Below are 13423 nucleotides of genomic sequence, written 5' to 3'. Positions count from 1 at the left end.
GTCAACGAGACCCCTGTGACCGGTTCGGCAGCATCCGGCTCTAAGCCGTTGAAAATAGGCGATATTGATGTCGCCACCCCGGTCTTCCTGGCACCGATGTCGGGGGTGACGGACTCGCCCGTCCGCCGGTTGGCTGCCGAGCTTGGCGCGGGTCTCGTCGTGTCCGAAATGACGGCCAGCGATGAGCTCGCGAGCGGCCACCGGATGTCCCGGTTGCGCTGCGAAGCCACCGGGATCGGCCCGCACGTGGTCCAGCTCGCCGGGTGCGAGACGCACTGGATGGCGGAGGGTGCCCGGATCGCCGAAGCCGAGGGCGCCGACATCATCGACATCAACATGGGCTGTCCGGCCCGCCACGTCACCGGCGGCCAGTCCGGTTCGGCCTTGATGCGCGACCTCGACCATGCCGTCAGCCTGATCGATGCGACTATCGCGGCGGTGAAGGTGCCGGTGACGCTGAAGATGCGGCTCGGCTGGGACGACCGCAGCCGCAACGCGCCGGAACTGGCGCGGCGCGCGGAAGCCGCCGGCGTCAAGCTCGTCACGGTGCATGGCCGCACCCGCAGCCAGTTCTACAAGGGTGAGGCCGATTGGGATGCGATCCGCGCCGTGCGCGAGGCCACCTGCCTTCCACTCGTCGTCAATGGCGACATCACTTCCTACGAGAAAGCGCTTGCGGCGCTCGAGGCCTCCGGCGCCGATGCCGTGATGATCGGCCGCGGCGCACAGGGCCAACCCTGGCTGCCCGGCCAGATCGGGCGCCGCCTGAACGGCGGGGTGGCTGAGGCCATGCCGACGCTTGCCACCCAGCTGCATTACGTCCGCACGCTTTATGAAGGCGTCTGCGCGCTTTACGGCCTGCGCGTAGGCCTCAAGCACGCCCGAAAACATCTCGGCTGGGCGCTCGACGTCGCCGCGGCTGCGAGCGGCGCTCCGGTCGAGAAGCTGAAATCCTGGCGCCAGAAGATCCTGACCTCGGAAGATCCGCGCCTCGTCCACCAGTCGCTGCAGGATGCCTTCGACGATTTCGGATGGAGCGCTGCTGCATGAGCTCCGCCGCTGACCATCGCCGGCCCGCCGACAGCGACGCGATCATGGATGCGTTGCCCAATCCCGTGCTCATGATCGGGCCGGACGGCAAGATCGTCGCCGCCAATATCGCGACCGAAGCCTTCTTCGACATCTCGACGCAGTTCCTGAAGCGGCAGTCGCTGAAAGAGCTGGTGCCGTTCGGCAGCCCCTTGCTGGCGCTGATCGAGCAGGTGCGTTCGTCGAATTCGCCGGTCAACGAATACAAGGTCGATCTCGGCACGCCGCGCATGGGCGGCGACCGCCAGGTCGATCTGCATGTCGCGCCGCTGACCGAGCGGCCCGGCCATATCGTGGTGATGCTGCAGGAGCGCTCCATCGCCGACAAGATGGACCGCCAGCTCACCCATCGCAGCGCGGCGCGCTCGGTCATCGCACTGGCCGCGATGCTGGCGCACGAGATCAAGAATCCGCTCTCCGGCATCCGCGGCGCGGCGCAGCTTCTCGAGCAGCAGGCCTCGTCCGAGGACCGCATGCTGACGCGCCTGATCTGCGACGAGGCCGACCGCATCGTGACGCTGGTCGACCGCATGGAGGTGTTCGGCGACGAGCGTCCCGTGTTGCGCGGCCCCGTCAACATCCATTCGGTGCTCGACCACGTCAAGCGGCTGGCGCAGTCCGGCTTTGCCCGCAACATCCGCTTCATCGAGGACTACGATCCCTCGCTGCCGCCGGTGCTGGCGAACCAGGACCAGTTGATCCAGGTGTTCCTCAATCTCGTGAAGAACGCCGCAGAAGCCCTGATCGACGTCCCCGACGCCGAGATCCAGCTCACCACCGCGTTCCGCCCCGGCGTGCGCCTGTCAGTCCCCGGTCAAAAATCCCGGGTATCCTTGCCGCTCGAATTCTGCGTGAAGGACAACGGACCAGGCGTGCCCGACGATCTTCTGCCCAACCTGTTCGATCCCTTCGTGACCACCAAGCAGACCGGCTCGGGGCTCGGCCTGGCGCTGGTCGCCAAGATCGTCGGCGATCACGGGGGCATCATCGAATGCGAATCTCAGCCGCGCAAGACCACCTTCCGCGTGCTGATGCCGATGTATTCCACATCGGTGAAACATGCCGATCAAAGCAGTCGCGCCGACTCTGCCGGGAAGCCGTCGCCTGCGTCACAGGGGGCGAAATGAGGATTAACGATGCCCGCAGGTAGCATTCTCGTGGCCGATGACGATACCGCCATCCGCACCGTTCTCAATCAGGCACTGTCCCGCGCCGGCTATGAAGTGCGGCTGACCGGCAATGCCGCAACGCTGTGGCGCTGGGTCAGCCAGGGGGAGGGCGATCTCGTCATCACCGACGTGGTGATGCCGGACGAAAACGCCTTCGACCTCTTGCCGCGGATCAAGAAGATGCGGCCGAATCTGCCGGTCATCGTCATGAGCGCGCAGAACACCTTCATGACGGCGATCCGCGCCTCCGAGCGCGGGGCCTACGAATATCTGCCGAAGCCGTTCGACCTCAAGGAGCTGATTGCCATCGTCGGCCGCGCGCTGGCCGAGCCGAAGGAGCGGGTCTCGACGCCGGACGAGGACGCCGAGATGGAGGCGATCCCGCTGGTCGGCCGCTCGCCCGCGATGCAGGAAATCTACCGCGTGCTCGCGCGCTTGATGCAGACCGATCTCACGGTAATGATCACGGGCGAGTCCGGCACCGGCAAGGAGCTGGTGGCCCGCGCGCTGCACGATTACGGCAAGCGCCGCAACGGCCCGTTCGTCGCGGTCAACATGGCGGCGATCCCGCGCGACCTCATCGAATCCGAACTGTTCGGCCATGAGCGCGGCGCCTTCACCGGCGCCAACACCCGCGCCTCAGGCCGGTTCGAGCAGGCCGAGGGCGGCACGCTGTTCCTCGACGAAATCGGCGACATGCCGATGGAGGCACAGACCCGTCTGCTGCGCGTGCTGCAGCAGGGCGAATACACCACCGTCGGCGGCCGCACCCCGATCAAGACCGACGTGCGCATCGTCGCGGCCTCCAACAAGGATCTGCGCGTCCTGATCCAGCAGGGCCTGTTCCGGGAAGATCTGTTCTTCCGCCTCAACGTCGTTCCGCTGCGGCTGCCGCCGCTCCGCGAGCGCATCGAGGATTTGCCCGATCTCATCCGTCACTTCTTCGCGCTGGCCGAGAAGGACGGCCTGCCGCCCAAGAAGCTCGACGTGCTGGCGCTGGAGCGGCTGAAGCAACACCGCTGGCCCGGCAACGTGCGCGAGCTGGAAAACCTCGCCCGGCGCCTCGCCGCGCTCTATCCGCAGGACGTGATCACGGCTTCCGTCATCGATGGCGAGCTCGCGCCGCCCTCGGTCAGCCCGGGTGCCGCGGTCCAGCAGGGCGTCGACAATCTCGGCGGCGCCGTGGAGGCCTATCTGTTCTCGCACTTCCAGGGCTTTCCCAACGGCGTGCCGCCGCCCGGCCTCTATCACCGCATCCTCAAGGAGATCGAGGTGCCGTTGCTCACGGCCGCGCTCGCCGCCACCCGCGGCAACCAGATCCGCGCCGCCGACCTGCTCGGCCTCAACCGCAACACGCTGCGCAAGAAGATCCGGGATCTCGATATCCAGGTCTATCGCAGCGGCGGCTAGTTCCCTCGCGACAAACGCCAAACGCGATTACGCGGACGGTGGCTCAGCTCCCCCTACCAAAGCGGAGCTGAGCCTGTCCGGATCGCGCTGGCCGTTTTGGCTGACGCGGTGAGCTGAAGTCGGAAGGGGGCCGAAATGTTCCGCGGTCACACATGTTCCGCGGTCACACAAGGGTGAGGCATTCAGCCGCCCGCGACGGGAATCCATCACCTGAACAGTCGTTCGGTCGACGGCACCAGGCGCGCGACGTCTGTCGTCGGCTCCTGCAGACCAGGACCGTTGACCAGCAGATCGGACGCCACGATCAGCAGCAGAACGGCAGAAACCATTATCGCGAGGAAGAACCTATCCATGCCGGGTCAAGCCGGAAGGGCCGGAAACAGTTCCCCGTCTGACATTATCGATCTACCTCTAGAAGGTTCTAAGGTTCTGGCGTCCGCTATGCCCGGAACCGCCGACCGTTGACCTATGTCAACGTCGCCGGTGACATCTCTCCTTGACTGGCCTCGCACGACAACGAGGTCAGATTGCGATGGAAAATCTGAAGCTGCCTGCCGGTCCCATGTCGGGGTTGGTCACCTCCGCCGTGGAGTATCTGGTCGATGCCGGACAGCGGAGCGTGTTGTTTCTGGATATCATGCGACAGCGCGGCGACCAATATCGCGAGCACGTCGCGCAGACCGCACCGCATGTGCTGCAATATGCCGCCGAGTTGATTACGGACGGCCGCAAACTCGACGAGCCTGTCAACTACGCGCTCGTGCGCATCATCCCGCCCAAGAATGTCGCGATCGACATGAGGCGGCGGCCGTTCGTCGTCGTCGATCCGCGCGCCGGCCATGGTCCCGGCATCGGCGGCTTCAAGGCGGACAGCGAAATCGGTGTCGCGATGAAGGCGGGACATCCCTGCTACTTCATCGGGTTTCTGCCCGAACCCATGCCCGGCCAGACGATCGAGCGCATTGCGCGAGCCGAAGCGAAGTTTCTTGAAACTGTCATCAGCCGTCACCCCGACGCCGACGGCAAGCCTTGCGTCATCGGCAATTGTCAGGCCGGCTGGGCGATCATGATCCTGGCGTCGCTAAGGCCGGAGCTGTTCGGACCGCTGATCATCGCCGGCGCGCCGCTCGCTTATTGGGCGGGCGTCCATGGCAAATATCCGATGCGCTATTCCGGCGGCCTCTTGGGCGGAAGCTGGCTGACGGCGCTGACGAGCGATCTCGGTGCCGGCAAGTTCGACGGCGCCTGGCTGGTGCAGAATTTCGAGAACCAGAACCCCTCGAACACGCTCTGGACCAAGCAATACAACGTCTATTCCAAAGTCGACACCGAGGCCGACCGTTATCTGGACTTCGAGCGATGGTGGGGCGGTCACGTCAACCTCAATGCCGAAGAGATCCAGTTCATCGTCGACGAACTGTTCATCGGCAACAACCTCGCCGCTGGCCGGATCGAAATGTCGGACGGGGAGAAGGTCGACCTGCGCAATATCCGCTCGCCGATCGTGGTGTTCTGCTCCAAGGGCGACAACGTCACCCCGCCGCAGCAGGCGCTGGACTGGATTCTCGACTGCTACGCCGACGTCGATGAGATCAGGGCATATGGCCAGACCATCGTTTACACCATTCACGAAAGCATCGGTCATCTCGGGATCTTCGTGTCCGGCGGCGTCGCCAACAAGGAGCATGCCGAATTCTCCAGCAACATCGACCTGATCGACGTGCTCCCGCCCGGGCTCTACGAGGCGACGTTCGAGGCGAGGGGCAGCGAGACGCTCAACGCCGACCTTGCAACGGGACAATGGGTAATGCGTTGCGAGGCCCGTACGCTCGGCGACATCCGGGCCATGGGCGGCAATTCCCCCGAGGACGAGCGGCGGTTCGCCACCGCCAAGCGCATCTCGGAGCTCAATCTTGCAGCCTATCAGAAATTCGTGCAGCCCTGGATCAAGAAGATGGTGACGCCAGAGGCGGCCAACTGGGCGCGCGGCATGCATCCGCTGCGAATGCAATATGAGGCTTTCAGCAGTCAGAATCCATGGATGTCCATGGTGAAGGCGGCGGCCGATCGCGCCGAAGAGAAGCGCAGGCCGGTATCGCAGGACAATCCGTTCCTGGCCTTCCAGGAGCAGGTGTCGAAGCAGATTGTGCATGCGCTCGATAGCTGGCGCGATGCCCAGGAGGCGCTGAGCGAGACCCTCTTCCTCAACGTCTATGGCTCACCTGCGCTCCAGGCCGCGGTCGGCATCGACCCCAACGCCGTGCCGACACGGCGCCGCGAGATGTCGGACGAGCATCGCGCCATGCTCGAAAGCAGGATTGCGGAGTTGAGGGCGAAGATTGGTGACGGCGGCCTGCGAGAGGCTGCTATCCGCGCGCTGCTCTATGTCGGCTCCGCGCGCGGCATGTTGGACGAGCGCAGCATCGAGGCGCTGCGCCAGGTCAGGCGCGACCATGCCGGCTCCCGGATGACCCTGTCCGAATTCAAGATGCTGGTACGCGAGCAGTTCTTCATGCTGCTGCTCGACCGCGAGGGCGCCGTGGCGGCCATTCCAAGGTTGTTGCCCGAGGACATGAACCGGCGGCGCGCGGCCTTCGCGGCGATGCGCGAGGTGCTCTCGGCAAGCGCGGACATCACCGGCGAGCGCGCCAATCGCCTGAGGCGAGTCGCCGAGTTGTTTGGCCTGGACGGAGAGGGCGAGATGACGTCGAACGTCGCGCCATTCGATCCTCAGGCAAGAGCGTCGTAGCGCAGTTTGGCGAAAGCGGGAGTGACCTCATGTCGGCCGATATGACGCACGAAACCGGCGGCAAGTACGACCGGCTGATCGCGGCGGCGAGGGCTGCGCCTCCGACACCGACCGTGGTCGTGCACCCCTGCGACGAGACTTCGCTACGCGGGACGATCGACAGCGCCAGCGCGGGGATCATCCGGCCGATCCTGGTCGGGCCGGAAGGGAAGATCAGGGACACCGCCGCGAGGTTCGATCTGGACATATCAAGCTTCGAGATCGTGCATGCCGCCCATAGTGACGACGCCGCGGCCAAGGGCGTCGAGCTCATCCAGGCCGCCAGAGGCGAGCTGTTGATGAAGGGCAGCCTTCACACCGACGAGTTGATGCGCGCGGTCACGGCAAAGACCGGCGGCCTGCGCACGGATCGGCGCATCAGCCATGTCTTTGTCATGGATGTGCCGACTTATGCCGAGACGATTTTCGTCACCGACGCCGCGATCAATATCTTTCCCGATCTCGATGCCAAGCGCGACATCATCCAGAACGCGATCGACCTCTACAATCAGGCCGGCTTTGGCCGAACGCCGCGCGTGGCGATCCTGTCGGCGGTCGAGACCGTGACGTCCAAAATTCCGTCGACCATCGAAGCCGCCGCCCTCTGCAAGATGGCCGATCGCGGCCAGATCACCGGTGGCGTGCTCGACGGTCCCCTGGCGTTCGACAACGCCATCGACCCGGAAGCGGCACGCATCAAGGGCATCGAGTCCGAGGTCGCCGGTCGTGCACAGATCCTGGTCGTTCCAGATCTGGAGTCCGGCAACATGCTGGCCAAGAATCTCGCCTATTTCGCCAAGGCGGATGGTGCCGGCATTGTCCTTGGCGCGCGGGTACCCGTCGTCCTGACGTCGCGCGCCGATACGCCGCGTGCGCGCATGGCCTCCTGTGCTGTGGCGGCGCTCTACGCGCACGCCCGGCGCCAGAAGGCGCCGTCAGTGGCCGCGTGATCGCCATGGACAAGATCCTGGTCGTCAATGCCGGTTCTTCGAGCGTCAAGTTTCAGGTCTATTCGGCATTGGGCGACGGTGCGCTCCGGCGTCAGATCAAGGGACAAATGGACGGCATCGGCAGCCGCCCGCGCCTGCGCGCCAGCGGTGCGAGCGGCGATGCGCTGGCCGATCGCGCCTATTCGGTTGAAGTTGTGCCCGATGTGCCCGCCGCCATGTCGGTTGCCGGCAACTGGCTGCGCGACGAGCTCCGGATTACGCCGATCGCGGTCGGTCATCGCGTCGTTCATGGCGGGCCGGACCATGTCCGCCCGGTCCTGATCGACCACGGCGTCGTCTCCCGCCTCGAACGCCTTGTCGACTTGGCGCCGCTGCATCAAGCCGCACAATCTCGCGCCGATCCGCTCGCTGCTCGCGAATTTCCCTGGGCTGCCGCAGGTGGCGTGCTTCGACACGGCATTTCACCGCACGCATGATCTCGTCGCCGATCACTACGCGATTCCGCAGCAGCTCTATGCCGAGGGTGTGCGGCGCTACGGCTTTCACGGGCTCTCCTACGAATACATCGCCCGCGCGCTGCCCGGCGTGGCGCCCAAGATCGCCAAGGGGCGGGTCATCGTTGCCCATCTCGGCAGCGGCGCCTCGATGTGCGCGATCAAGGAGGGGCGCAGCGTCGAGAGCACCATGGGCTTCACGGCGCTCGACGGGCTGCCGATGGGAACGCGTCCAGGGCAGATCGATCCCGGGGTCATCCTCTATCTCATCGCCGAGAAGGGCATGCCGGCCGCGAAGGTGCAGGACTTCCTCTATCGGGACTGCGGTCTGAAGGGGCTTTCCGGCGTCAGCAACGACATGCGCGAGCTGGAAGCTAGCACGGACCCGCGTGCGCGGCTCGCAATCGAGCATTTCGTCTACCGGATCGGCCTCAACGCGGGCATGCTGGCTGCCGCCTTGCAGGGCCTGGATGCCTTCGTCTTCACTGCCGGCATCGGGGAGAACTCGGCATCGATCCGCGCACGTATCGCCGAGCAGCTCGGTTGGCTCGGCGTCCGCCTCGATGCCGGTGAGAACGCCCACCATGCGCCCCTGATCTCGGCAGCCGACAGCCGCGTCCCCGTCTACGTCATTCCGACCGACGAGGAGCTGATGATCGCACAGCACACGCTATCGCTATTGATGGACGGTCAGTTGATCAACACGAGACCTAAGAGGGTGTCATGATCCCAGTATTTCCGGACAGCAAGGTCGCCCTGAAGGGAAAGAAGGGACTGATCGTCGGCATCGCCAACGACCAGTCGATCGCCTGGGGATGCGCGCGCGCGTTTCGTGCGCTCGGTGCTGATCTCGCGGTGACCTATCTGAACGACCGCGCCAAGAAGCATGTCCAGCCGCTGGCGCAGGCGGTGGAAGCGCCGATCTTCATGCCGCTGGACGTGATGGCCGAAGGGCAGACCGAGGCGGTGTTCGAGCGCATCGCGTCGGAATGGGGGCAGCTCGATTTCATGCTTCATTCCATAGCCTTCTCGCCGAAGGAAGCGCTGCACGGCCGTGTCGTCGACGTCGGCCGTGACGGCTTCCTCAAGACCATGGACGTCTCGTGCTGGTCGTTCTTGCGGATGGCTCATCTCGCCGAGCCGCTGATGAAGAACGGCGGCACGCTTTTCACCATGACCTATTACGGCAGCCAGATGGTGGTGGAGAATTACAACGTGATGGGTGTCGCGAAAGCCGCGCTGGAAGCCTCGGTCCGCTATATCGCCGCGGAGCTCGGCCCGAAGGGCATCCGCGTGCACGCGATCTCGCCGGGTCCGCTAGCCACCCGCGCGGCTTCGGGGATTCCCGAGTTCGATGAGCTCATGGACAAGGCGCAGTCGAAGGCGCCGGCGCGCAGTCTCGTCAGCATCGACGATGTCGGGAATGCCACCGCGTTCCTCGCGCTCGACGGCGCCAAGCTGATCACGGGCGGCGTGCTCTACATCGACGGCGGCTATCACATCATCGATTGAGGCCGCCGACGGATCAGACGTTCATTTCCGGGACGTTGTCGGGAACAGCCAGCTCGGCTTCCGTGAGCGCCATGACGTCGCCGACACTGACCCCGGGCGCGGTCTCCAGCAGCGTCGCCTTGCCGCCGGAGAAGCCGATCACGGCCAAGTCCGTGACGACGAGATCGACCGACCGCGCCGAGGTCAGGGGCAGGGTGCATTTGGCGACGATCTTCGACTTGCCCTTGGCCGCGTGCTGCATGGCGACGATCACCCGCCTGGCACCGCTGACGAGGTCCATCGCCCCACCCATGCCGGGCACCATCTTGCCGGGGATCATCCAGTTGGCGAGGCGGCCCTGCGCGTCGACTTGGAGGCCGCCGAGCACGGTGACGTCGACATGGCCGCCGCGGATCAACCCGAACGACATCGCGCTGTCGAATGTGCTGGCTCCCGGCAGCGCGCTGATCGGGCGTCCGCCGGCGTCCGTCAGGAGCGGATGCGCCATTCCCGGCTCGGGAATGGGCCCGGTGCCGATCAGGCCGTTCTCCGATTGAAAGAAAACCTTGAGATCGGAGGGCACGTAGTTCGCAACCAGCGTCGGGATGCCGATGCCGAGGTTGACGAGGTTGCCCTCGCGGAGCTCCCTGGCGACGCGGCGGGCGATAATGATCTGCGGGTCCATGGGTCACCCGTTCATAACGAGGTAATCGACGAGCGGCGCCGGCGTCATGACATGGTCGGGCGCGATCACGCCGACTGGTACGATGTGCTCGGCTGTCACGATCACCGTATCGGCCGCCATCGCCATGATCGGGTTGAAATTGCGTGCGGTCAGCGCATAAGCGAGATTGCCGAGATGGTCGGCGAGAAACGCGTGGAGCAGCGCGTATTGCGCCGTCAACGCCGTCTCCAGCAGGAACGGCTTGCCCTCGATCTCGATCTCTCGCTTGCCTTCGGCGACAACGGTACCGACGCCGGTCGGCGTCAGGACGCCGCCCAGGCCGCAACCACCGGCCCGGATGCGCTCGACGAGGGTGCCTTGCGGCACGAGATCGACCTCGATCTGGTTCGCCAGCATCTGCTGCTGGGCCTTGGGATTGAGCCCGATATGCGTCGCGGTCAGACGCGACACGAGCGATGCGTCAAACAACTTGCCGACGCCTTTACCCGGTAGTGCGGCATCGTTGCAGATCACCGACAATCCGGTCTTCTGCTGCCGGACCAGTTCATCGAGCAAGCGCTCCGGTGTTCCAATGCCCATGAAGCCGCCGACCATCACGCTGGCGCCAGCGGGAATCATCGCAACGGCTTCTTCAACGGCCACAGCCTTCATGGGCGGAACTCCGGTCGGGCAATGAGCCACATTGGCGCGAGCGGCCACCGCGCACCCTTGATCTGCGTCAAGGCTCACCCTCGTTCGCGAATGACGATGCCGGTGCCTTTGTCCAATTCCGTCCAGAGACGGTACGATTGCTGACCGATCAGATCACGACACGCACCGCCAGAGCTGTGGATGCGCCGCTCCGCCGCGGCGGCGGCGCCGCGGAATTGTCGCAATTCGGCAACAATGTGGTACGAATACATCAGTATCCGCCCATCGCGGACCCGTTTTCAGCACCACCATTGCCGGAATGACCAGCGCAGACACCTCGGCCGCACACTTTGACACGGCCCCAGCGGAAGAGCCCCGGCGTTGGTCGGCGCGGCGCTGGCTGGCGCCCTTTGCCGTGGCGCTGGCGCTGCTCTCGGCCTTCCTGACCTTCCTGGTTCTGACCGGCCTGACCACGATCGAGCCGACGCCGGCGGTGGTCCGCTCGATCTACCTGATCAACGCGGCCACGATCCTGCTGCTGGTCGGAATCATCGTCCGAGAGCTCTGGCAGCTGATCCTGGCGCGGCGGCGGGGCAGGGCGGCGGCGCGGCTCCATGTCCAGATCGTCAGCCTGTTCTCGATCGTGGCGGTGCTGCCGGCGGTGCTGGTCGCCGTCGTCGCCAACGTCACCATCGAACGCGGCCTCGACCGGCTGTTCTCCGGCCCGACCAAGGAGGTGATCCAGAATTCGCTGACGATCGCGCGGGCCTATATGCAGGACCATGCGCAGCTGATCCGCGGCGACATTCTCGGCATGGCCAACGACATCGCGCATGCCCGGCCGCTCTATGACCAGGATCGCCGCTCGTTCCGGGAGATGCTGAGCGCCAGCGCCAGTTCCCGCAACCTGCCGGGCGCGATGATCATCGACAAGAACACCAACATCCTGGAATCCGCCGACACCGGCATGCGGCTCGCCTATTCACCGCCCGCGTCCGACTTCCTCAGCAACGTCAACGAGTCCGAGCCCGAGATCGCGGTCCTTCCCGATGCGAGCTTCGTGGCCGCCGTGATCCGGCTGCGCGCCTTCAGCGACACCTTCCTCTATGTCGCCCGTCCGCTTGATCCCAATGTCGTCAATCAGCTCAAGCAGACCGAGGTCAGCGTCGCCGAATACGCCCAGATCGAGTCGCGCAGGCTCGGAATCCAGGTTGCCTTCGCGCTGATGTTCGCCGTGATCGCGCTGACCATCCTGATGGCCTCGGTGCTGATCGGCCTGAACTTCGCCAATTCACTGGTCTCGCCGATCCGGCGGCTGATGAACGCGGCCCACACGGTCTCGACCGGCGACCTCCATGTCCAGGTGCCGGTGCACCAGTCGGAAGGCGATCTCGCCCAGCTAGGCGAGACCTTCAACAAGATGACGCAGGAATTGCGCAGCCAGCGCGACGAGCTCGTCAACGCCAGCGACCTGATCGACAGCCGCCGCCGCTTCATCGAAGCGGTGCTGTCCTCCGCAAGCGCCGGCATCATCGGCGTCGACACCTCCGGCAGCGTCGGCATTTTGAACCGCTCGGCCGAGAAGCTGATCGGGCACGCCGAATCGGAGACGCTTGGTCATCCGCTCTCCGACGTGCTGCCCGAGCTGGACGAGATGATGAAGGCGGCGCGGGAAGGGAGCCAGCGTCTGGTGCAGGGCCAGATCACGATCACCCGCGACGGCACCGAGCGCAATCTCTCGGTCCGCGTCAGCGCCGAGAAGAACCAGCCGCATGACAGCTACATCATCACGCTCGACGACATCACCGAGCTGGTCTCGGCGCAGCGCACCTCGGCCTGGGGCGACGTGGCGCGGCGCATCGCGCATGAGATCAAGAACCCGCTGACGCCGATCCAGCTTTCGGCCGAGCGCATTCGCCGCAAGTTCGGCAAGGGCATCACAGAGGCCAAGGACAAGCAGATCTTCGAGCAGTGCACCGACACCATCGTGCGCCAGGTCGACGATATCCGCCGCATGGTCGACGAGTTCTCGCGCTTTGCACGGATGCCGAAACCGGTGATGGAGGGCGAGGACGTCGCCGACGCCGTGCGGCAGGCCGTGTTCCTGATGAAGGTCGCCCATCCCGAGATCGATATCGAGGCCGAATTCAAAGAGGATCCGCTCCGCGCCCAGTTCGACCGGCGGCTGATCTCGCAGGCGGTCACCAACATCGTCAAGAACGCCACCGAAGCGATCGAGCAGGTGCCGCCGGAGGAGCTCGGCAAAGGTCATATCGACGTCGTGGTGTCGCGTCAGGGCGAGGACGTGCTGATCGACGTCATCGACAACGGTATCGGCCTGCCCAAGGTCGCGCGCTCGCGGCTGCTCGAGCCCTATGTCACGACGCGCGCCAAGGGCACCGGCCTTGGCCTTGCGATCGTCGGCCGCGTGCTGGAAGACCATGGCGGACGCATCGAGCTGAAAGATGCTTCCGACTTCCGCGAGGGCCAGCGCGGTGCCTGGATGCGGATGCGCTTTGCGATCTCCGGGCAACCCGCGAAGTCCGAGGGAGCCGAGCAGGCCCCGGCGGCCGCGGTCAAGGAAGCAACCGGCGAGCAGGCCGGCGCTCCTGTCAAGGACCCGGCGCAGGAAACAAAAGAGCTGGCGGCCGAAACCAAAGAGGCCGCTGAAAAGACCAATGATTCAACGAAAATCGAAGCCTCGACAGGCATCTGAC

The 13423-nt window shown here is 65.1% G+C and carries 11 protein-coding genes and 1 pseudogene; 8 read left to right on the top strand and 4 right to left on the bottom strand.

Translation table 11 applies throughout. The features are described 5' to 3' along the window. Positions 1-48: 48 nt before the first annotated feature. From dusB to ntrC, 3 genes are read left to right on the top strand one after another with little or no spacing between them, the layout of a single operon-like run. Positions 49-1050, top strand: a complete 1002-nt coding sequence (gene dusB / locus CIT37_RS21055) for a tRNA dihydrouridine synthase DusB (protein WP_095424170.1) — start codon at positions 49-51, stop codon at positions 1048-1050. Then, positions 1047-2216 carry a two-component system sensor histidine kinase NtrB gene (locus CIT37_RS21050; protein ID WP_095424316.1) on the top strand — a complete coding sequence of 390 codons (1170 nt, stop codon included), beginning with the start codon at positions 1047-1049 and terminating at the stop codon, positions 2214-2216. Before dusB ends, CIT37_RS21050 begins: the two co-directional genes overlap by 4 nt. A gap of 9 nt (positions 2217-2225) precedes the next feature. After that, positions 2226-3668 carry a nitrogen regulation protein NR(I) gene (ntrC, locus tag CIT37_RS21045; protein ID WP_095424169.1) on the top strand — a complete coding sequence of 481 codons (1443 nt, stop codon included), beginning with the start codon at positions 2226-2228 and terminating at the stop codon, positions 3666-3668. Positions 3669-3874: 206 nt separating this feature from the next. Here ntrC and CIT37_RS21040 read toward each other — a convergent pair whose 3' ends face one another. Further along, positions 3875-3997, bottom strand: a complete 123-nt coding sequence (locus tag CIT37_RS21040) for a hypothetical protein (protein ID WP_256379429.1) — start codon at positions 3995-3997, stop codon at positions 3875-3877. 203 nt (positions 3998-4200) lie between these two features. Here CIT37_RS21040 and CIT37_RS21035 point away from each other — a divergent pair, with 203 nt between their 5' ends. From CIT37_RS21035 to fabI, 4 genes and pseudogenes are all read left to right on the top strand, one after another. Then, complete coding sequence (locus tag CIT37_RS21035) at positions 4201-6417, top strand: DUF3141 domain-containing protein (RefSeq protein ID WP_161966451.1); 2217 nt, start codon at positions 4201-4203, stop codon at positions 6415-6417. 29 nt (positions 6418-6446) lie between these two features. After that, entirely contained in the window at positions 6447-7406 is a 960-nt protein-coding gene (locus CIT37_RS21030) for a phosphate acetyltransferase (protein ID WP_095424168.1), read from the top strand. Between the two features lie 5 nt (positions 7407-7411). After that, positions 7412-8627: pseudogene (locus CIT37_RS21025) on the top strand (acetate/propionate family kinase). Further along, complete coding sequence (fabI, locus tag CIT37_RS21020; protein ID WP_028144673.1) at positions 8624-9412, top strand: enoyl-ACP reductase FabI; 789 nt, start codon at positions 8624-8626, stop codon at positions 9410-9412. Before CIT37_RS21025 ends, fabI begins: the two are co-directional and overlap by 4 nt. A 13-nt stretch (positions 9413-9425) precedes the next feature. Here the strand turns inward: fabI and CIT37_RS21015 are convergent, their stop codons facing one another. The 3 genes from CIT37_RS21015 to CIT37_RS21005 form a co-directional block, all read right to left on the bottom strand. Then, positions 9426-10076: a 3-oxoacid CoA-transferase subunit B gene (locus CIT37_RS21015; protein WP_038946758.1), complete on the bottom strand. Its 651-nt coding sequence runs from the start codon at positions 10074-10076 to the stop codon at positions 9426-9428. A 3-nt stretch (positions 10077-10079) separates the two neighbouring features. Next, positions 10080-10727: a CoA transferase subunit A gene (locus tag CIT37_RS21010; protein WP_028144672.1), complete on the bottom strand. Its 648-nt coding sequence runs from the start codon at positions 10725-10727 to the stop codon at positions 10080-10082. 74 nt (positions 10728-10801) lie between these two features. After that, positions 10802-10978, bottom strand: a complete 177-nt coding sequence (locus CIT37_RS21005; protein ID WP_240536267.1) for a hypothetical protein — start codon at positions 10976-10978, stop codon at positions 10802-10804. A gap of 47 nt (positions 10979-11025) precedes the next feature. Here CIT37_RS21005 and CIT37_RS21000 point away from each other — a divergent pair, with 47 nt between their 5' ends. After that, positions 11026-13422, top strand: a complete 2397-nt coding sequence (locus CIT37_RS21000; protein ID WP_028144671.1) for a sensor histidine kinase — start codon at positions 11026-11028, stop codon at positions 13420-13422. The last annotated feature ends 1 nt before the right edge of the window (position 13423 follow it).

The organism is Bradyrhizobium ottawaense, from assembly GCF_002278135.3.
GTDB classification, from domain to species: Bacteria; Pseudomonadota; Alphaproteobacteria; order Rhizobiales; family Xanthobacteraceae; genus Bradyrhizobium; species Bradyrhizobium ottawaense.
The sequence above is the reverse complement of the archived record's forward strand: the minus strand, read 5'-3'. Positions and strand labels throughout refer to the sequence as shown.